This window comes from Pseudomonas kairouanensis, from assembly GCF_004682055.1.
Taxonomy (GTDB): Bacteria; Pseudomonadota; Gammaproteobacteria; order Pseudomonadales; family Pseudomonadaceae; genus Aquipseudomonas; species Aquipseudomonas kairouanensis.
Window position 1 is genome coordinate 13,553 of record NZ_QUZU01000059.1, and the last position, 19,803, is coordinate 33,355.

The following is a 19,803-nucleotide window of genomic DNA, read 5'->3' on the forward strand; positions in this document are numbered from 1 at the left end:
AAGCTCCCATGACCGACAGTGCCCAGCGTGCCGCCAGCGACATCGACCTGATGACCGAAGTGGCCATGCTTTATTACCTCGACAACATCACGCAGGAAGCCATCGCCAAGCGCTTCGACCTGTCCCGGGTCAAGGTCAGCCGGTTGCTCAAGCGCGCCCGTGATGAAGGGGTGGTGGAAGTGCGGGTGTTGCAGCATCCGGCCCTGAACACTGAGTTGGAACAGGCGCTGGTGGAGCGCTTCCAGCTGGACCGAGCGCTGATCGCGGTGGACCATGGTGACCCCGACACCCAGCGCTCGGCCGTGGCCAGCCTGGTGGCCAACTACCTGAACAAAACCCTCGCCGACGGCATGATCGTCGCCGTGGGCATGGGCCGCAACGTCGGCGCGGTGGCCGAGAATGTGTTCTTGCCGGTGACGCGCAACTGCACTTTTGTGTGCGCGATTGGCGGCTCGCTCAAGGCCGGCGAATACATGAACCCCGACCATATCTGCCGGCGCCTGGCCCTGCGTTTTGGCGCCGAAAGCGAAACCCTCTACGCCCCGGCCCTGGTGGCCAACCCGGAACTGCGCAGTGTGCTGATCAACAACGACACCGTGCGCTCCACCCTCGACCGCGCGCGCCGCGCCGACATCGCCCTGATCGGCATCGGCGACATGAGCGAAAACAGCAACATGGTGCGCATGGGCTGGTTCTCACCCCAGGAAATCGCACAGGCCCGGGTGTCTGGCACGGTGGGCGACATGATGGGCTACGACTTTATCGACATCCACGGCCAGCCGGCGGTCAACGCGATGCAGGGCAGGGTGATCGGCCTCACGGTGCAGGAGTTGGTGCGTATTCCTGATGTGGTGGCGATTGCCAGCGAGAACACCAAGGCGGCGGCCACCCTCGGCGCGTTGCGCTCGGGGGTGATCAACACCTTGGCGACGACGGTGTCGAATGCCTACACCATCCTTGCCCTGGATGATGCGACGCGGCGGTAGGGCTGGAGAGCTCTACCCGGCCAGGCGCAGAGCTAAATGTGGGAGGGAGCAAGCCCCCTCCCACATTTGATCTCATACATCAGGTAGAGGGTGCTGTATCCGTTAGGCCACTAATCGCGCCTCCACCGACTCGGCAAGGTTGGTGAGGATCAGGCAGCACGACACCGCCCCCGCATCCAGCACACCGAGGGAGCGTTCCCCCAAGCGGCTGGCGCGGCCGATCTTGGCCACCAGGTCGCGGGTGGAATCACGCCCTTGGGAGGCGGCGCTTTTCATTTGGCGCAAGGCTTCGCTGAATGACGCGCCGCTCGCCTGGGCCCGTTCAAACGCCTCCACCGCCGGGATCAGCGTATCCATCAGGCACTTGTCGCCCACCCCTGCATCGCTGATGTCTTGCAATGAAGTCAGGCCGCCGCGTAGCAGTTTGGCGAAGGTGGCCGCGTCGATGCTGTCGCGGCCACGCACTTCATCCGCCATGCCGATAAACAGGCTGCCGTACAGCGGGCCCATGGAGCCGCCGATGCCTTCCATCAGCGCCAGGGTCAGTTCGTCCAAGGCTTCGGCCAGGGACAGCTCGCGGCCTTCCAGGGTCTTGCCGCAACGGGAGAACCCCTTGGCCATGTTTATGCCGTGGTCGCCGTCGCCAATGGCGCCGTCCACTTCGCTGAGGTACTCGCGGTTGGCGACGATGATCGACACCAGGTTGGTGACAATGGCGCTGCCGGTGTTGCCAGGGAAATACTCGCTCATGTGCTACTCCGACTGGGTCATGCCGATGGAGCGGCAAGGTTGGTCGATGAGGCTGCTCAGTTCGGCATCCAGGCCGAGCAGGGTGAGGGTCACGCCCATCATTTCCAGGGACGTAAAATAGTTGCCCACGTAGCAGCGGTGAACGCGCAAGCCTTGGGCGCGCAGCTGGTGCTCGACCTCGGCGTAGAAGATATACAGCTCCATCACCGGCGTGGCACCCAGGCCCGAGACCAGCACCACCACGCTCTGGTCCTGGGTAAAGTCGCGGTCGGCCAGGATCGGCGCCAGCATGCGTTCGGCCATGGCGGCGGCGGATTCCACCGGCACCACCTCGATGCCCGGCTCGCCGTGGTGGCCGATGCCCAGTTCCATCAGGCCATCGGCGATCTGGAAGTTCGGCTTGCCCACCGCCGGGATGGTGCAGGGGGTGAGGCCCACGCCGATGGAACGGCAGTGGTCCACGGCTTTCTGCGCCACGCGGATCACGCCGTCGAGGTCGTAGCCCTGGGCGGCGGCGGCACCGCCGATTTTCCACATGAAGATCTCACCGGCCACGCCACGGCGCTTGGCGATATCGGCCGGTGGGGCGGAGGCCACGTCGTCGTTGGCCACCACGGTGCGGATGCTCATGTCTTTGCTGGCGGCCATTTTCATCGCCAGCTTCACGTTCATATTGTCGCCAGCGTAGTTGCCGTACAGGCACGCCACGCCCGCGCCCTGGTCAGCGGCGCGGAACGCATCGAAGAAGCTTTTGGCGGTGGGGGAGGAGAAGATTTCGCCCACCGCCACCGCGTCTACCAAACCGGGGCCGACATAGCCGAGAAACGCCGGTTCATGGCCCGAGCCGCCACCGGTCACAATGCCAACCTGGCCCTGCGGCGAGGTGTTGCGCTTGCGGATAACCCGAGGGTTGCTCTCGTATTGCACCAGTTCCGGATGTGCCAGGAGGATGCCGGCGAGCATGTCCTCGACCACCAGGTCTGGATCGTTGATGACTCGATTCATAGGGTGTGTCCTTGTTCTTATTGGTCTGGAATCGGATTACTGGATGCTGTAGCCGCCGTCGATCACCACGTTTTCGCCGGTGATCATCTTGGCGGCATCGCTGACCAGATACAGCACCAGGCCGGCGATTTCTTCCGGCTGGGCAAAGCGCCCCACCGGGATCTGCAACTTGGCCCGCTCCCCCAGCTCACCGGCCCAGGCCTTCTTGCCCAGGGCGGTCTCGACGATGGTCGGCGATACGGCGTTGACGTTGATGCCATGGGGTGCCCATTCCATCGCCAACACCTTGGTCATGCCCACCACCGCCGCCTTGCTGGCGCAGTAGGCCACATGGCGGTCCAGTCCGATCACGGCGGCTTGGGAAGCGAGGTTGACGATGCGCCCGCCGCCGCTTTCGATCATGTAGCGAGCGCAGGCCTGGGCCACGAAAAAGCTGGCCTTGAGGTTGATATCCAGGGTGGTGTCCCAGGCGCTTTCACTGACCTCCAATGCCTTGTCCAGCAGCGCGACGCCTGCGCTGTTGACCAGATAGTCGATGCGCCCGAGCTCGGCAACAGCTTGATCAACTGCGGCCTGTACCGACTCCAACTGGCGCAAGTCGGCCACCAGCCCTATATGACCGCTGCCAAGGCTGGCAGCCACTTCGACCACCGCCGGGTCGCGATCCAGCAGGGCCACCTGGGCGCCACGCGCCACCAACAAATTGGCACAGGCCAGGCCGATGCCGGCGGCGCCCCCGGTGATCACGGCGCAACGGCCGGTGAGGTCGAACGCCTGGTTCCAGAAATTGGACATTGCACACACTCCACTTAGCGTTTTTTCTTGCGCCAGACGTCGATCAGCACCGCAAGCACGATGATCAACCCCTTGGCCACTTGTTGGTAATACGAAGACACCCCGAGCAGGTTCAAACCGTTGTTGATCACGCCGATCAGCAGCGCGCCAAACAAGGTGCCGACAATACTGCCGGTGCCACCGGAAAGGCTGGTGCCGCCGATCACCACGGCGGCAATCGCGTCCAGCTCATAGGACACACCCGCCTGGGGCAGCGCCGAGGTGGTGCGTGCCGCCAGCACCACGCCGGCAAGGCCCGCCAACAGCCCGGAAATCACATACACCGAGAACGTCACCTTGCGCACGCCGATGCCGGAGGTGCGCGCGCTCTTTTCATTGCCGCCCACCGCGTACACGTAGCGCCCGTAGGTGGTGTAGCGCAGCACCATCCAGAAGATCAGCGCCACCACCGCAAAGATAATGATCGGCACGCCGATGGGGCCGAGCTTGCCGATGCCCAAGGCCAGAAAAGTGTCCGGCAAGTCGGTCACCGGGCTGCCGTCGTTAAGAATGAAGGTCATGCCCCGCGCCACGCTGAGCATGCCCAGGGTGGCGACAAAGGGGGGGATCGACAGGTTGGCAACCATGAAGCCGTTGACCACGCCCAGCATGGCGCCGGCAAACATCCCTGCGCTCACCGCCGCCAGCAGGCCATAGCCCTGGGTAGCGACCAAGGCGCTGCACAAGCCGGCAAACGCCAGGATTGAGCCCACCGACAGGTCGATGCCCTTCGTCAAAATCACGTAGGTCATGCCCACGGCCAGGATGCCGTTGATGGAGGTCTGGCGCAGGATGTCCATCCAGTTGCGCCAGGTCATGAAGTATTCGCTGGAAAACGCCATCACCAGGCACAGCAGGATAAACACCAGCGGCAGGCCGAAGCGGTCGAGGGACAGGCGCAGGCGGTTGCGCGGCGCGGCGGTGACGGGAGCGGCAAGGACTTTACTGTTCATGAGGCAAGACTCAACAAGGCTTCCTGGGAAAGGGCGGTGTCGGTGCTGACGGTGACCAGGCGGCCGCCTTTGAACACCGCGATACGGTCACTCAAATGCAGCAGCTCCGGGGCCTCGGATGAGACCACGATGGCCGCGCCCCCGGCCCGTACGAACTCGTCCAGCAGGTGGTAGATCTCCTGCTTGGCGCCCTCGTCGATGCCACGGGTGGGCTCGTCGCACAGCAGGCAGATCGGCTGGGTCGACAGGCATTTGGCGAGCACCACCTTTTGCTGGTTGCCGCCGCTCATGGACTCCACCGGCAGGTCCAGGGACGAGACCTTGATCTGCAGGCGCTTGACCATGCTTTGGGCCAGCGCGTTTTCCTTGCGTGCGTTGATCACCGACCAGCTCGACAGCTGCTTGTAGGCCGACAGCGCAATATTGGCGAGGATGCTGCCACTGAGCACCAGGCCGCTGTCCTTGCGGTCTTCGGTGACCAGCGACATGCCGGCGCGGATCGTGGCGGCGGGCGTGCCGGTAGGCAGCGGTTGGCCTTGCAGGGTGGCGCTGCCGGCATCTGGCAGGGTCAGGCCGTACAGGCAGTTGAGAAATTCGCTGCGGCCCGAGCCCATCAGCCCATAGATGCCCAGGATCTCGCCCTGGCGCAGTTGCAGGCTGATGTCGTGGAACTCGCCGTCGCGGCTCAGGCCGCTGACGTCCAGGCAGGTGCTGGCGGCGCATTCGCGGCCGACTTTATGGTCGATGCGTTGCAGCTCCTGGCCGACGATGCCACGCACCAGGTGGGCGCGGTCGATATCGGCCATGCGCCCGCTTTCCACAAAGGCGCCGTCGCGAAAGATGCTGTACTCGTCGGCAATCTGCGCCAGTTCGCTGAGGCGGTGGGACACATAGATGATGCCGGCGCCACGGGCGGTGAGGCGGCGGATCGCCTTGAACAGGGTTTGCGCCTCGTGTTCGCCGATGGCCGAGGTGGGTTCGTCCATGATCATCACCTGGCAGTCATGGCTGAAGGCCTTGGCGATTTCCACCAGTTGGATCTGCGCCACGCTCAGGCGGTGCATGGGGCTGGTGGCGTCTACCTCGAATTCCAGGTTGTGCAGCAACTCGCGGGTACGCCGGTTCAATTCCTTGGTGTCGACAATGCAGCCGGCGCGGCGCGGTTCGCGGCCCAGCCAGATGTTTTCGGCCACGGTCATGTAGGGAATGGGTTCCAGCTCCTGGGTGATCATCGCCACCCCGGCGGCAAGTGCCGCGCTGGGGCGGTCGAATTGCACCGGCTGGCCGTTGAGCAGGATGGTGCCGGCGTCACGCTGGGTAATGCCCATCAGGATGCTGAGAAAGGTGGATTTGCCGGCGCCATTACCGCCACATAGCGCGTGCACGCTGCCGGCCCGCAGGGAGAGGCGCCCGTCGCGCAGGGCAGGGACCCCGGCATAGGCCTTGGAAACTTGTTCAGCCTGGAGCAGTAATGGCGTGGCCATCGGTGTGTCCTCTTGCTGATTTTCTTATTAGGTCTATCTGATCATATGATCGGATGGTGATCATATGTTTAAACTGCCTCTGCCCGTTTTGTCAATGGCTTGCTCTGGTGCGTTCTGGTCCTTTCGCCTTTTTATGCGAATAACCCTTTAAATAAGCCTTGACAGCGGTGCGCCTGTCATTCGCTAATGTTTGTGCATATTTTCAGTAAGTGATCATTTGATCGGTGTGAAGGGCGGCGGAGGAAGCGTGATGGGTGCACAAACAAGATTTTCGGTAGCCGTCGGCTGCGATGAGGCGGGCTTTGAACTTAAGGAACTGCTCAAGGGCTACCTCGAAAGCCTGGGTTATGGGATTGAAGATTTCGGCTGCTATTCGTCCAGCCCGGTGCTCTACCCGGACATTGCGGCGGCCGTGGCCACGGCGGTGGGTGCGGGTGAACAACGTTTGGGCGTGCTGATTTGTGGCACCGGTATCGGCATGGCGATTTCGGCGAACAAGATCATGGGTGTGCGTGCGGCCCAGGCCCATGACACCTATTCGGCCGAGCGGGCACGCAAAAGCAACGATGCACAGATCCTGTCCATTGGTGCACGGGTGATCGGGCCCGAGCTGGCCAAGAGCATCGTCAAGGTGTTTCTGGAGTCGGAGTTCGAAGCGGAGCGCTCCGGGGCGAAAGTCGAGCGCATCACTGCGCTCGAACAGGCGAACAGGGCCTTGCCATCAGACGACAAGTGAGCCGGTTCAGAACACCGCTTTAACCTGCAGGCCAAGCACCAGGGCGTTGTCGATGTTGTCACCGGAAAACGCCCCCGGCTCGATGATGTATTGCACATCCGGACGCAGGGTCAGCCATGGGGTGGCCTGGTAGCCGTAGCTGAGTTCGATCAGTTGCTCGGCATTGTTCAGGCTGGGGTAGTCGGTGCCGGCGTTGATGGCCGCCAACTCTTGCACCTCGCGGCTGCGCGGGTTGGGCACGGCGCGACCATAGCCCAGGGCCAGGGTGTCACGCGGACGGCCTTCGAACGGCTTGTACAGCACCACGCCTGCGCCATACCACTTGCTGAATGGCGAGGCCGCTTCGCTGGCGGCAGAGTACTGGCCGAAGGCATGCAGCACGCGGCCGGCGGATGAGTCCGAAGCCCACACGGCCTGGTCGATCAGCAGGTAGTGACCGCTACGGCCGCTCACGTCTTTGCTGCTGCCGATGCGTTTTACATCCGAGCTGTCGTAGTAGTAACCCAGCTTGTACTCGCCCGGCAGCGGGCCTGCGTGCTTGTACAACAACTCAATGGGCACCACGGTGCCGGTGGTGTGCTTGGGGCTCAGCTTCCAGGCGCGGCTGGAGTCGCCATTGCTGTCCGGGTCTACATTGAATGCGGCCACGCGCAACTGCCAGCTTGGCGAGAAGTCGTATTTGACCCGTGCACCCAGGCGGGCGTTGGGGTAGTTGGTCCAGCCGCTGCCGCCGGACATGTTCAGCGGGTGCCCGCAGAAACCGGCGTTCATGAAGTTGCACAAAATGCCGCTGTCCAGGCCGCCGAGGTCATTGCCCATGGCCATGTAGCCGAGTTTGACGTTGAGCGCCGGGGTGAACAGGGTGCGTTCGTAGCTCAACTCGGTCAGGCGGGTGTAGAGGCCGCCGTAGTTTTCCTGGATCGGCAGGCGGTTACCCACCAGGTCCTCGGAGGCACTGTTGCCGCGACGGTCGTTGATGGTGACTTGGATGCGGTCGCCATTGTTGAGGCCGTACAGCTTGCCCAGGTCGAACTGCACGCCGAGCTTGAGGTTCTGCGAGTAGCGCGCCGAGCGGTGTTGCCCGCCGTGAGCGTTGTAGGCGGTTTCGCCGCTGTAGTCGCCGGTGAAGCGGATGCCGGTGTCTTCCAGCTCGCGGCGCAGGCCGCCCCAGTCGCCGGTCAGGGTGGTGTCATCGGCTTGCGCGGGCAGGGCGGCACTCAGGGCGACGCCCAGCAGCAGGCGCCCAAGTGGGATGTGAGAAGTGGGGGTCATGCGGGTCTTCCAAGCGAAAAGCGCGGTGCGGGGGCACCGCGCTGACAGGGGGTTATGGCAGTGCGTAGGCGATCACGTAGTCGCCACGGTCGGTGGACTGGCGAGCGCCACCTGCGGTGATGACCACGTATTGCTTGCCGGTTTTCGGCGATACGTAGGTCATTGGGCCACCCTGGCTGCCGACGGGCAGGCGGGCTTTCCAGATTTCATCACCGTTGGCGCTGTTGAAGGCGCGCAGGTAGAAGTCCTGGGTGCCGGCGATAAAGATCAGGCCGCCTTGGGTCGACAGGGTGCCGCCCAGGGTTGGCAGGCCGATCTTGATCGGCAGGTGCATACGGATACCCAGGGGGCCGGTGTCTTCAACGGTGCCCACCGGTACTTGCCATGCGATCTTTTGAGTCTTCATGTCGATCGCGGTGAGGGTGCCGAATGGCGGCGCCTGGCACGGAATGCCGGCCACCGACAGGAAGCGGTTTTTGTTCACCGCATACGGCGTGCCCTTGAGCGGTACGGCGCCCATGCCGGTGTTCAACGCTTCGCCACCGGACGAGGCCTGGGCCTTGTTCTGCGACGGGATCATCTGGATCCATAGGCCCAGGCGCATATCGTTGACAAAGATAAAGCCGTGCACCGGGTCGGTGGAGAGGCTGCCCCAGTTCATGCCGCCGAGCGAACCCGGGAAGCTCAGGGATTTATCCATGCCCGGCGCGGTGTACAGGCCGTCGTAGCGCATGCCTTTGAAGTCGATGCGGCACAGCAACTGGTCGTACGGGGTGGCGCCCCACATGTCCGATTCGGTCAGGGTTTGCGCGCCGATCTGCGGCATGCCCACGGATTTCGGCTGGGTAGGGGAGTACGGCTCGTTCGGGATGTTGGCGGCTTTGACCGGTACTTCTTTAACCTCGGTCAGCGGCTTGCCGGTGGCGCGGTCCAGTACGTAGATTTGCCCGGCCTTGGTGCCGATCACCACTGCAGGCACGGCTTTGTCGGTGCCCGGCGCGGTGAAGTCGATCAGGCTTGGCTGCATCGGCAGGTCGAAGTCCCACAGGTCATTGTGGACGGTTTGGTACACCCACTTTTCAGCACCGGTGGAGGCGTCTAGCGCCAGCACGGAAGCGCCGTATTTGTGGTTGAGCTGGGTGCGTTCCACGCCGTAGATGTCGGTGGACGAGCTGCCCATCGGCAGGAACAGGGTGTTCATCAGCGGGTCGTAGGACATCGGCGCCCAGCTGTTCGGCGTGCTGCGCACGTAGGTGCTGTCGCCGGTTGGCGCTTGTTTGTCCTCAGGGTTGCCTGGGTCGAAGGCCCAGCGCATTTGGCCGGTGATCACGTCGAAACCACGGATCACGCCGCCAGGCATGTCGGTTTGCACGTTGTCAGCCACGCGGCCGCCAACGACCACGGTGGTGCCCGCCATCAGCGGAGCGGAGGACAGTTGGTAGTAGCTGTCGGGCACATTGCCCAGGCCGGTTTTCAGATCCACTTGGCCGTGGGTGCCGAAGTCTTCGCAGAATTTACCGGTATCGGCATCCACTGCGATCAGGCGTGCGTCGATGGTGTTGGTCAGCAGACGGCGTTGGCACTGCGCACCGGCAGGCACGCTGGCGGCAAGGATCGGCGAGCTGTTGGGTTGGGTCGGCTGGGCCAATGGCGCGGTCGCGTCGAAGTAGGCCATGCCACGGCAACGCTGCCACACCGCCGATTTGGCGTTGACTTCGTTCTTCCACAGCTCTTTGCCGGTGTCGGCGTCGAGGGCGATCAGGTTGTTGTGAGGCGTGCAGATGAAGACTTTATTGCCGATCTGCAATGGGGTGAGCTGGTCTTCGGCACCGTTACCGTCGCTGATGGCCACGTCGCCGGTGTGGTAGGTCCACGCCACTTTGAGTTTGTTGACGGTGTCGCGGTTGATCTGGTCCAGCGCGGCGAAGCGGCTGCCACCTTCGGTATTGCCGTAGTGGGCCCAGTCTTTTTGCGCATCGGCTGCAGCCACGGGCGTGATGCCTGGGCCAGTGCCGGTGGGGGCAACGCTTGGGTGGGCGACAAACATATTGCCCGCCGACACGGCCACGCCCACTGCCAATACAGCGGCAACGCCGTAGGCGCCGCGTGCAGGCCGGCCAACCAATTGCGGGTAAACCAGCGCCACCACCATGCCAATGGCCGCGAACATGAAGAGGCGCGAGAACAGCGGCCAGAACACCAGCCCCACATCCGCGACTGCCCAGATGGCCGTGCCGACCAGGAAAGCGGCGAACAACCAGGCGCCGGCGGGTTTGCGGCAAGCGATCAGCAGGCCGGCAATCGCCATGGCCACGCCGCCGATCAGGAAGTACCAGGAGCCTCCCAGGCTGACCAGTTTGACGCCGCCAACGGCCAACGCCACGCCGAGCAGGGCGATGATGACGCCCAGGCCCAGCAGGATGAATCTAGAGACGCCAGCGGCGCGCGATGCTCGTTTCATATCGATAAATGCTCGAAGGTGAGAGGGCAAAGACGCGATTTTAGCAAGATAAGTAACTGGTTAGTACATTAGAGTCCTGCAATAGGCTATTACAGGTGCTGCGATGATGGAGTGTGGCTAAATGTCACCCGGTCTCTAATGACGTTCTCACTGCTGTGGGTGCGAGCTTGCGCGCGAAAAGCGTCAACGATTACGCGTCAGGTCTGATTCAACGCGGTGTCTTGACGTTCTTCGCGAGCAAGCTCGCTCCTACAAATGCGTCTGTTAAAGACTTTAGACGGCTTTTTTACCGCGAGGCTTTTTTTGCGGGGCGCTGTCGTCGGCGAGTGCGTCGCCACCCAGGCTGCGGGTCAACTCCAGGGCGGCCTGCTGAAACAGCGGGTGCAGGGTTTGCGCTTGCTCGGCAGTCAGGCGGCTGGCGGGGCCGGACAGCACCAGGGCGCCGATCAGGTTTTCGCCGGGGCCGAAGATTGGCAGGGCCATGGACGAGGCATGGGGGTCGGTGGCGCCGTGGGAGAAGATCGGCTTGATCATCTTGGCGGCCAGCGAATAGGGCGTGCGCAAGGCTTCGGCCCCGGCAGCGCCGTCCATGGGGCGGGTGTCGCCTGGCTGCAGGTGCAGGCGCAGATGGTGGGGGGAATTGACCCGGTACAGGCACATGCGGTAGGCGCCGTGGCGTACATAGAAGGAGGCGGTCTCGCCGGTTTCCTGGGTCAGTCGGTGCAAAATCGGGGTGATGTGGCGCTCAAGGTCCAGACCATCCTGGTACACGGTGTTCAGGCGCATGATCTCGGTGGCCAACTGGTAGCGGCCGTCGGCGAGGCGAGTGATCAGGCCGTGGTCTTCCAGCGAGACCATCAGGCGCATGATGGTGCTTTTGATCAGGCCGGTGCGTGCGGCCAGTTCGGCCAGCTCCAGGGCGGTGTCCCCCATCTTGAAGGCGGTGAGCACGGTGAGCACCCGATCAGCCGAGGCCACCCCGGTGACTGCGGGGCGTGGGCGGGTTTTTACCATGGGGGGCTCCTTGTTGGGGGTAGGCTGCAAAATACTGGTATTGGCGGGTGGGGGCAATCTTGACTGCCCACTGGATCTAAATGTGGAGTGGGCCAGTCAGCTCATTTGTGCCTGCCCCACCGCCATCGGGGGCAAGCCCCCTCCCACATTTAGACTGTGCCAGCCTCTGGGCTTCATTCCTGGCATCCATCGCCTTGGGCAACACCACCGCTTGAAGAGATTTATAGAGATCCAAACTGTGGGAGGGGGCTTGCCCCCGATGGCGGTGGGTCAGTTGCAAACGTATCAACTGACACGCCCTCATCGGGGCAAGCCCACTCCCACCTGTTCAAGCAGCGTTTGCAGGTTGGATGAGCTCGCCTGATTCCTTCATCTGCTTGCGCCCCATCAACAACACCATCACCGCACCTGCCGCACACAGCGCCGCCAACGGCAGCAGTGCAATGGCGTAACTGCCTGTAGCGTGATGAATGGTGCCGTATACGTTGACCATGATCCCGCCCCCAATCAGGTTGGCCATCGCGCCCACGGCCGCCAAGCCGGCAGCGGCGGTGGAGGAGGAGAGCCAGGTGGAGACCAGTGCCCAGAACGGTCCTTTCATGGAGTACGCGCCGATCAGCACCATCGACAGCATGATCACCGTCGCCACCAGGGATGAGGTGACCAGTGCCAGCAGCAATCCGCCGGTAATCAGCAGCAAGGTGGTCGCGGTGTGCCAGCGGCGTTCGCCGGTCTTGTCGGAGCTGCGTCCCCACAGGATCATCAGGATCGATGCCAGGCCGTAGGGAATGGCATTGACCATGCCAATCTCCAGGTTGTTCAGGCCAAAGGTCTTGAGCAGTTGCGGCGCCCACACGCTCATGGTGCTGCCCGCCGCCGACGCGCCGGAGTAGATCAGCGCCAACACCCAGATGTGTTTGTGGCGCAGCAGTTTCCACAGTGAGATATGCCCGATGGCGGTCTTGCGGCTGCGTTCTTCATCCAGGCGGCTGGTGAGCCAGTGGCGTTGTTCGTTGCTCAGCCATTTGGCTTGTTCAGGGCGATCGGTGAGGACGAACAGGCAGGCAATCCCCAGCAGTACCGCTGGAATCCCTTCGATGATGAACAGCCAGTGCCAGCCACGCATGCCGAACCAGCCATCCAGGCTCAGCAGCAGGCCGGACAGGGGCGAGCCGATGAAGTTGGCGCCGGGGATGGCCACCATGAAGATCGCAACCATGCGCCCACGGTACGCCGCCGGCAGCCAGTAGGTGAGGTAAAGCAGCACGCCGGGGAAGAACCCGGCTTCGGCCGCGCCCAGCAAAAAGCGCATCACGTACAGGGAGTTGGCGCCGGTGACAAACGCCGTGCCGGCGGAGATCAGCCCCCAGGTGATCATGATCCGTGCAATCCACACCCGTGCGCCAAAGCGTTGCAGGGCGAGGTTGCTGGGCACTTCCACCAAAAAGTAAGAGACAAAGAACAGGCTGCTGGCAAAGCCGAAGATCGCCGGAGTAAGCCCCAGGTCCTGGTTCATTTGCAGCGAGGCCATGCCGATGTTGCCTCGGTCGATGATCGCCAGCAGGTAGCACAGGATCAGGAACGGCAACAGCCGCCACGCCACCTTGCGCATGGTTGAGCGCTCGATGGCGCTGATGTCGGTAGAACTGGTAGGCATGACTCTCTCCCGTGTTGTTTTTTTTGGAGATGGGCGATGGGTCCGCGCCTTTGGCGCGGGCGATGTCAGTGTGCGTAGAGGTGGCGGTTGACCACTGCGCGTGGTGGCGGTGCGGTGCCGTCCCAGAAATCCATGATCTGTTGCAGCGCCAGCAGGCCTACTCGGTCCCGCGCTTCGGCGGTGTTGGCGCCTACATGTGGGGTCGCGACCAGGGTCGGCAGGCCCCACAGCGCGGAGTCTGCCGGTGGTGGTTCGGGGTTGAAGGTGTCGAGACCTGCGCCAGCGATTTGCCCAGTGCTCAGGGCGTGCACCAGGGCTTCGGTGTCGATCAGTTCGCCGCGTGCCGTGTTGATCAGGATGCTCCCAGGGCGCATGCGCTTGAACTGCGCAGCGCCGAAAAGGTTGCGGTTCTGTTCGGTCAGCGGGCAATGCAGGCTGATGATATCGCAGCTTGCCAGCAGGTCATCCACGCTGGCGACGCGCTGCACGTTCGGCAGGTCCGCAAGGTAAGGGTCAAACACCTTGATGGTCATGCGCAGTGGGGCCACCAGTTCCATCAGGATCTGGCCGATGGCGCCCAGGCCCACCAGGCCCAAGGTCTTGCCGGACAGTTCGATGCCCACCGAGGTGGCCTTGTCCCAGTGCCCATCACGCATGCGCGCATCCAGCAGGGCGGTCTGGCGCGCGACGCTGAACATCAAGGCCAGTGCGTGCTCGGCCACCGATTGCGCATTGGCGCCCAGGGCGATGGTCACGGGGATGCTGCGCTCGGCGGCGGCGGCGATGTCGATGGTGTCGTAACCCACGCCGTGCTTGGCGATGATCTTCAGCGCGGCGGATGCGTTGATCATCTCTCGGGTCAGCTTGCCCTGGCGCACGATGATCGCGTCCGGCTGTTCGCGGGCGATGATCGCGGTGAGTTCTTCGGCGGGTGCATAAGGGGTGGTGGGGATTACGCGCACGCCGTGGGACGCGGCGTGGGCCATGGCGTCGTCTGTCAGTTGCGGGCCGGTCAGCAGCAGGGTTCGGGTCATGTTGTGCACCTTGGTGTTCTTGTCGGTGTGCAGTTGGGGCGCGTTGCGGCGCTCAACGGTGGTTGAAACCTATCATAATGAAACGGCGTTGCAATAAATAATTTTACTGATGGGCGTTGGAAAGTACGCTTTGGTGAGCTTTCGCCCCATAGTAACGAGGGTATATTGCGAATTTTGATGGGGTAGGCCATTGGTCGCTTGAGCGGGTCTGTGGGTTTTGGTCTTGTTGATTTCAACTTGTGGTGTTAATTTCGAAATGGCGTTTCGAAATATAAAAAATCACAAGAGGAATACCCCATGTCCATCGGATTCAGAGTGCTCAAGCAGCAACGCAAGGTCGCGGCCGAGTGGGTCGAGCGTTATCGCAGCGTGCCTGTCGCCAATATCAGTGACTCGATGCACCGCATGACCGCAGGCGGTGCGCGCCTGCAACCGATGCATCGCACTGGCGTTCTGGTGGGCCCGGCACTGACCGTGAAGGCGCGCCCCGGTGACAACCTGATGCTCCATCACGCCCTGGATATTGCCCAACCGGGTGATGTCATCGTGGTGGACGCCGGCGGCGACCTGAGCAACGCGCTGATCGGCGAAATGATGGTGGCCTACGCCATCAAGAAAGGCGTGGCCGGCATTGTGATCAACGGCGCCATCCGTGACGCGGCCAGCATCGGCGCCGGCGAGTTTCCGGTGTTTGCTGCCGGCATCACCCATCGCGGCCCTTACAAAGACGGCCCAGGCGAGGTGAATGTGCCGATTGCCCTGGCGGGCATGGTGATCGAGCCGGGTGACCTGGTGGTTGGCGACGAAGACGGTTTGCTCTGCGTGCCTTTTGAACAAGTCGCTGAGGTGTATGATCGCGCCTACGCCAAACATGCCGCCGAGCAAAAGCAGCTGGAACAGATTGCGCTGGGCGAAAACGACCGCTCCTGGGTCCTTAAATCCCTTATACAAAAGGGCTGCGAGTTTATTTGAATCCTGCTTCTAACTCGCGCTGGCCTGCGCCGATCCGCGCGCTGAGCCATCGCAACTTCCAGTTCTACTTTGTCGGCCAGGGGCTCTCCACCCTGGGGAAATGGGTGCAACAGGTCGCGCTGTCGTGGCTGGCCTACCACCTGACGGGCTCGGCCGTGTTGCTGGGGGCGATTGCGTTTCTGACGCTGTTGCCCCAGTTACTGGTGGGGCCGTTGGCGGGCGCCTGGTCCGACCGGCATGACAAACGCCGCCTGCTGATGGCGGTGCAAACCGCACTGGCACTGCAATCGCTGACGCTGGCGCTGCTCACTTGGCAGCAGTGGATGGGCCGCGAGGTGATCATCGCGATGGCGCTGCTGCTGGGCTTGCTCAATGCCCTGGAAACACCGCTGCGCCAAGCCTTGATCGCCAGCTTCGTCGACGACCCCAAGGATCTGCCCAACGCCCTCGTACTCAATGCGATGCTGATCAACGCGGCGCGGTTTATCGGCCCTCCGTTGGCCGGTTTGCTGATCAACTGGAGCGGTGAGGCCGGTTGCTTTCTGCTCACCTCGTTTGCCTTCGGCATGTTGCTGATCGGATTGGGCAAGGTGAAAAGCCGCGCGCAGGTCAGGGCCTCGGGTTCGACGAGCGAAATTTTCCGCGAAGGCCTGCGCTACCTGTGGGGCACGCTCTCGATTCGACGCCTGCTGATCAGCGTGGTGATGGTCAACCTGTTGGCCTCCTGCTACACGGTACTGCTGCCAATCCTGGCCAAGCACGCGTTCAGCGGCGATGCCCAAACCCTTGGTTGGCTGTGGGGGGCGGCGGGGGCGGGAGCCTTTGTGGCGACGATCTTCCTGGCGTTTGCCGGCAGCACTTCCAGCCTGAGCCGCATCATCGTGATGGGCACGGTGGTGTGCGCGGTTTCATTGTGCGCGGTGGCCGCGAACCCGCCGTTGTGGTTCACCTTGGCGGCACTGGCGGGTTTGGGGTTTGGCATTACGGTGAGCAATGTGAGCAGCAACATGACCCTGCAAAGTGCCGCGCCGGAAGCGTTGCGGGGCAGGGTGATCGCGTTCTATATCGCCATGCGGTTCGGCTTTGAAGCCATCGGCGGGTTGTTGGCGGGCCTGTTGGCGGCGGCGCTGAGCGTGCAATGGACCTTGCTGCTGGCGGGCGGTTTGCTGGGGTTGTATCAGTTGGTGAGTTGGCAGGTTGGTCGCAGGCGCAGTTGAAAGAACCACGCCTGCGATTCACCTCAATCAGCGAAACGCTGGCACTACCTGCTCGATAAACAGCGCCAACGACTTTTTCTTCTCGGCATGGGACAGGCTGTTGTCGCACCAGAAGCTGAACTCATCCACCCCCAATTCCTGGTAGTACTGGATGCGCGGGATGATCTCGGCGGCGGTGCCGATCATCGCGGTCTTGTGCAGGCTTTCCAGTTCGAACTCTGGGCGGCCCGCAAACTTCTCTGCCGGGCTGGGTTCAAGGAAACCGTTGACCGGTACCGTCTTGTTGCCGAACCAGGCATCGAAGGTGCGATAGAACTTCGAGATCGCCTTGGCCCCGACTTTCCACCCTTCTGGATCATCCTCGCCGTGTACGTGGGTGTGGCGCAGCACCATCAGTTGCGGGCGTGGCACGTCCGGGTTGTTGTCGAGGGCTGCCTGGAATTTGTTTTTCAGGTCCAGCACTTCTTCATCGCCCTTCATCAGCGGCGTGACCATCACGTTGCAACCGTTGGCCACCGCAAAGTTGTGGGAGTCCGGGTCGCGGGCGGCAATCCACATCGGCGGGGTGGGCTGCTGGATGGGCTTGGGCACGCTGGTGGAGGTGGGGAACTTCCAGATGTCGCCGTCGTGAGCGTAGTCGCCTTGCCACAGGGCGCGCACCACCGGCACCATTTCACGCAGGGCCTGGCCGCCGCTGGAGGCGGGCATGCCGCCGGCCATGCGGTCGAATTCCACCTGGTAGGCGCCACGGGCCAGGCCGACTTCCATGCGGCCGTTGCTGATCACGTCGAGCAACGCGCATTCACCCGCCACCCGCAGTGGGTGCCAGAACGGCGCGATGATGGTGCCGGCGCCCAGGTGAATGGTGGTGGTCTTGGCTGCGAGGTAAGCCAGCAACGGCATCGGGCTTGGCGAGATGGTGTATTCCATGGCGTGGTGTTCGCCAATCCAGACGGTGCTGAAACCACCGGCCTCGGCCATCAGGGTCAGTTCGGTCAGGTCTTCGAACAACTGACGATGGCTGACGCTTTCATCCCAACGTTCCATGTGTACGAACAGGGAAAACTTCATGACGCTTACCTCGGATCTATTGTGATCGGCCTGTCGACTGCGGGCCCTTAAGTGCTCTCGCCAATGTGAGCGTGCCTTGGAAGACAGCTGTTCGGCGGATTGATTGTTGGTATACCATAATACGAAATATCCGCAAAACTTTTCTCTCCAACGGTTACACACTCACCTCACAAGGAAGGCGAGCCTGATGAACATAAAACAAAAATTGATTCTGGCCTTTGCGGTCATCGCCAGTGTGCCGGTGATACTGGTGGCGGTGCTGATTATCCTCAACGTGCGCCACGAGGCACGGGACGGTTTTGTCGACAGCAGCGGGCGCGAGATCCGCCAGGTCGACAATGCCATGCAGCTGTTTTTCGAAGGCATCAGCCAGAACGTCGCTTATCTGGCGGCGCACCCGCAATTGCAGGGCATCAATGGCGACGTGAAGCGCTACCTGGCCAGCGATGCGGCGCGCGTCGCGCCCGGTGAGCGCGACCAACAACTGTTCAAGCTGTTCGAGGGGTTGGCCAAGAGTCATTCGGCCTACACCTATCTGTCTTTAGGCACCGAAGACGGCGGCTATGTGTTCTGGCCCGGCGACCCTGCGCTTGCCAACTACGACCCGCGTACCCGTCCCTGGTACAAAACCGCCATGGCGCAACCGGGCAAGACCCTGCGCACCGAAGCCTATTACTGGGCCGCCGACGATGTGGTGCTGGTGAGCACCGTGCAAAGTTTCAACGACCGCAGCGGCGTGGTGAACATTGACGTGTCGCTCAAGCAACTCACGGACCTGGTCAAGCAGATCAAGCTGGGGGAGAGCGGTTACTTGATGTTGATGGAAGCTAACAACACGGTGTTAGTGGACCCGAATGACCCGTCCCATAACTTCAAGAAGCTGGGCGAGTTGGGGGAGGGCTATCGCCAACTGAGCGAAGCCGGCCAGGGCCTGGTGCAAGTGGAACTGGCGGGTGAGCGCTACATGGCGCTGGTGTGGCCGTCCAAGGCATTGGGCTGGCGCTTTGTCGGGCTGGTGCGTGAGAGTGAAGTGATGGCGGGTGCGGCACGGCTCACGTGGCTGATCGCGGCCATTGCGTTGGTGTGCGGCGTGTTGTTTGCGGTGGCGGGCGCCTGGTTTGCCGGGTTGATCGTAAAGCCCATTCGCGGCGTGGCCAGTGGGTTGGAAGGCATTGCCCAGGGTGAAGGTGATTTGACTGCGCGGCTGGATGTGAAAGGGCGCGATGAGACGGCGCAACTGGCTGGCTGGTTCAACCAGTTCCTGGAAGCCATCCGCACGTTGATCCAGCGCATCGGCCAGGCGGCCGGGCAGATCCACAGCAGCTCCGGCAGTGCCACCGAGGTTTCGGTGGAAATGGCCGAAGTTGCCGAGCGCCAGCGCGAGGCGGTGGACATGGTGTCCACGGCGTTCCATGAAATGGTTGCCACCTCCAATGAAGTGGCACGCTCTTGCAGCCAGGCGGCGGACTCTGCTGACAACGGCCAGCTTCAGGCCCGTACCGGGCAGCAGCAGATTGATGCGGCGGTGAGCAGTGTCGGGCGTTTGAGCGAAGAAATCGGCCATTCTGCCCAGGCCATGGAGCAATTGGAAAAAGACAGCAACGACATCCAATCGATCTTGGGCACCATCCGCTCCATCGCCGAACAGACCAACCTGCTGGCGCTCAACGCCGCCATCGAAGCCGCCCGTGCCGGCGAACAGGGCCGCGGCTTTGCCGTGGTGGCAGACGAAGTGCGGGCGTTGGCCAAGCGCACTGCAGACTCTACCGGCGAGATCGACGGCCTGCTGGGCAACCTGGCGCGCCGCACCCACCAGATGGGCAAGCAGATGCATGCGAGCCTGGAGGTGTCCCAGGAGACGGTGGTGTCGATCAATGATGCGCGGGCCAGCTTTGGTTTGATCCGTGAGTCGGTGGACGTGATCCGCGACATGAACGCCCAGATCGCCACGGCGGCAGAAGAGCAGCACCAAGTGGCCGAGGACATTAATCGGCATATCAGCCAGATTCACGGGGATGCGCAGTTGGTGGCAAGCCTGGCCGATTCCACGCGCCAGGATGCGCAGCAGTTGACGGCGTTGTCACAGACGTTGAACCAGTTGGTCAGCCGGTTCAGGACCTGACTAGCACTGCTGGTTTCACTTTGAAGTGCGGTCAAGTGTGGGAACTGGCTTGCCTGCGAAAGCGATGGTTGAGGCACAACATTTCTGCCGTCAGCACCGCCGCCTTCGCAGCCTCGCTAAAGCTCGACAGCTCCCACAGTGGACCGAGTTTATCCTTTGGAATGCGACCCACTGTAGGAGCTGGCTTGCCTGCGAAAGCGGTGGCTGAGGCACAACATTTCTGCCGTCAGCACCA

At 62.5% G+C, this 19,803-nt stretch carries 16 protein-coding genes and 1 pseudogene; 6 read left to right on the forward strand and 11 right to left on the reverse strand.

Going from position 1 to position 19,803, the window contains the following annotated elements; translation table 11 throughout:
• The first annotated feature begins 8 nt into the window (after window positions 1-8).
• Complete coding sequence (locus DYL59_RS28560) at window positions 9-986, forward strand: sugar-binding transcriptional regulator (protein ID WP_135292150.1); 978 nt, start codon at window positions 9-11, stop codon at window positions 984-986.
• A gap of 102 nt (window positions 987-1,088) precedes the next feature.
• Here DYL59_RS28560 and dhaL read toward each other — a convergent pair whose 3' ends face one another.
• The 5 genes from dhaL to DYL59_RS28585 are packed head-to-tail and all read right to left on the reverse strand — an operon-like array spanning window position 1,089 to window position 6,012.
• A complete protein-coding gene (gene dhaL, locus DYL59_RS28565) occupies window positions 1,089-1,736 on the reverse strand; it encodes a dihydroxyacetone kinase subunit DhaL (protein WP_135292151.1) in 648 nt (215 codons plus the stop codon).
• Window positions 1,737-1,739: 3 nt separating this feature from the next.
• Window positions 1,740-2,741 carry a dihydroxyacetone kinase subunit DhaK gene (locus DYL59_RS28570; protein WP_135292152.1) on the reverse strand — a complete coding sequence of 334 codons (1,002 nt, stop codon included), beginning with the start codon at window positions 2,739-2,741 and terminating at the stop codon, window positions 1,740-1,742.
• A gap of 36 nt (window positions 2,742-2,777) precedes the next feature.
• Entirely contained in the window at window positions 2,778-3,536 is a 759-nt protein-coding gene (locus DYL59_RS28575; protein WP_135292153.1) for an SDR family oxidoreductase, read from the reverse strand.
• A 14-nt stretch (window positions 3,537-3,550) separates the two neighbouring features.
• The gene (locus DYL59_RS28580) at window positions 3,551-4,528 is read right to left on the reverse strand and encodes an ABC transporter permease (RefSeq protein ID WP_135292154.1); all 978 of its coding nucleotides are present in this window, start codon (window positions 4,526-4,528) and stop codon (window positions 3,551-3,553) included.
• Window positions 4,525-6,012, reverse strand: coding sequence for a sugar ABC transporter ATP-binding protein (locus tag DYL59_RS28585; RefSeq protein ID WP_135292155.1), 1,488 nt, complete (start codon window positions 6,010-6,012; stop codon window positions 4,525-4,527). The genes DYL59_RS28580 and DYL59_RS28585 overlap by 4 nt, the downstream gene beginning before the upstream one ends.
• A gap of 250 nt (window positions 6,013-6,262) precedes the next feature.
• On the opposite strand from DYL59_RS28585, the gene rpiB reads away from it, so the two are divergent.
• Window positions 6,263-6,748 carry a ribose 5-phosphate isomerase B gene (gene rpiB / locus DYL59_RS28590; RefSeq protein ID WP_135292156.1) on the forward strand — a complete coding sequence of 162 codons (486 nt, stop codon included), beginning with the start codon at window positions 6,263-6,265 and terminating at the stop codon, window positions 6,746-6,748.
• Window positions 6,749-6,754: 6 nt separating this feature from the next.
• On the opposite strand, the gene DYL59_RS28595 is transcribed toward rpiB, so the two are convergent.
• From DYL59_RS28595 to DYL59_RS28615, 5 genes are all read right to left on the reverse strand, one after another.
• Entirely contained in the window at window positions 6,755-8,020 is a 1,266-nt protein-coding gene (locus tag DYL59_RS28595; protein WP_135292157.1) for a carbohydrate porin, read from the reverse strand.
• A 52-nt stretch (window positions 8,021-8,072) separates the two neighbouring features.
• A complete protein-coding gene (locus DYL59_RS28600) occupies window positions 8,073-10,481 on the reverse strand; it encodes a glucose/quinate/shikimate family membrane-bound PQQ-dependent dehydrogenase (RefSeq protein ID WP_135292158.1) in 2,409 nt (802 codons plus the stop codon).
• A 273-nt stretch (window positions 10,482-10,754) separates the two neighbouring features.
• Window positions 10,755-11,495 (reverse strand): IclR family transcriptional regulator, encoded by a 741-nt coding sequence (locus DYL59_RS28605; RefSeq protein ID WP_135292159.1) that lies wholly within the window; start codon window positions 11,493-11,495, stop codon window positions 10,755-10,757.
• Between the two features lie 328 nt (window positions 11,496-11,823).
• Window positions 11,824-13,152 carry an MFS transporter gene (locus DYL59_RS28610; RefSeq protein WP_135292160.1) on the reverse strand — a complete coding sequence of 443 codons (1,329 nt, stop codon included), beginning with the start codon at window positions 13,150-13,152 and terminating at the stop codon, window positions 11,824-11,826.
• 65 nt (window positions 13,153-13,217) lie between these two features.
• On the reverse strand, window positions 13,218-14,186 hold the full coding sequence (locus DYL59_RS28615) for a hydroxyacid dehydrogenase (RefSeq protein WP_135292161.1): 969 nt from the start codon (window positions 14,184-14,186) through the stop codon (window positions 13,218-13,220).
• Between the two features lie 297 nt (window positions 14,187-14,483).
• On the opposite strand from DYL59_RS28615, the gene DYL59_RS28620 reads away from it, so the two are divergent.
• On the forward strand, window positions 14,484-15,158 hold the full coding sequence (locus tag DYL59_RS28620) for an RraA family protein (protein ID WP_135292162.1): 675 nt from the start codon (window positions 14,484-14,486) through the stop codon (window positions 15,156-15,158).
• Window positions 15,155-16,375: an MFS transporter gene (locus tag DYL59_RS28625; RefSeq protein ID WP_135292163.1), complete on the forward strand. Its 1,221-nt coding sequence runs from the start codon at window positions 15,155-15,157 to the stop codon at window positions 16,373-16,375. The genes DYL59_RS28620 and DYL59_RS28625 overlap by 4 nt, the downstream gene beginning before the upstream one ends.
• 27 nt (window positions 16,376-16,402) lie before the next feature.
• On the opposite strand, the gene DYL59_RS28630 is transcribed toward DYL59_RS28625, so the two are convergent.
• Complete coding sequence (locus DYL59_RS28630) at window positions 16,403-17,446, reverse strand: LLM class flavin-dependent oxidoreductase (RefSeq protein ID WP_135292164.1); 1,044 nt, start codon at window positions 17,444-17,446, stop codon at window positions 16,403-16,405.
• 187 nt (window positions 17,447-17,633) lie between these two features.
• On the opposite strand from DYL59_RS28630, the pseudogene DYL59_RS32185 reads away from it, so the two are divergent.
• Both DYL59_RS32185 and DYL59_RS32190 read left to right on the forward strand, forming a co-directional pair.
• Window positions 17,634-18,662 (forward strand): annotated as a pseudogene (locus DYL59_RS32185) (cache domain-containing protein); the annotation flags it as partial.
• 201 nt (window positions 18,663-18,863) lie between these two features.
• On the forward strand, window positions 18,864-19,568 hold the full coding sequence (locus DYL59_RS32190) for a methyl-accepting chemotaxis protein (protein WP_420359314.1): 705 nt from the start codon (window positions 18,864-18,866) through the stop codon (window positions 19,566-19,568).
• Window positions 19,569-19,803: the final 235 nt, after the last annotated feature.